This is a genomic window from Pseudoalteromonas sp. SR41-8 (assembly GCF_014163915.1).
In the GTDB taxonomy this organism is placed as follows: domain Bacteria; phylum Pseudomonadota; class Gammaproteobacteria; order Enterobacterales; family Alteromonadaceae; genus Pseudoalteromonas; species Pseudoalteromonas rhizosphaerae.
On sequence record NZ_JACJEE010000091.1, the window covers coordinates 1 to 419 of the forward strand.

Consider the following 419-nt stretch of genomic DNA (forward strand, 5'->3'; position numbering starts at 1 on the left):
GACCAAACAGTTGTAGAAGGAAGTGAAGTCAGCCTTGAAGGTGAAGCATCAGATAGTGATGGAAGCATAGTCTCCTATGAGTGGCTCCAACTATCATCAGACGATATTGTTACTATTAATAACTCAGATAAAGCAAAAGCTTCATTTGATGCTCCAGATGTAGAGGAAGAAGTTGAAATTACCTTTCAACTAACAGTAACCGACGATGATGGTGCTCAAGGTATTGACTCTACAATAATTAAAATTCAACCTACTCCCCCGACTAACACGCCTCCTTACGTGAATGCAGGTGATGACCAAACAGTTGTAGAAGGAAGTGAAGTCAGCCTTGAAGGTGAAGCATCAGATAGTGATGGAAGCATAGTCTCCTATGAGTGGCTCCAACTATCATCAGACGATATTGTTACTATTAATAACTC

At 40.6% G+C, this 419-nt stretch carries 1 protein-coding gene; it reads left to right on the forward strand.

Features of this window, described 5'->3' with window-relative positions; all coding sequences use genetic code 11:
- On the forward strand, positions 1-419 hold a 419-nt coding region (locus H5162_RS21135; RefSeq protein ID WP_310736445.1), incomplete at both ends, for a PKD domain-containing protein.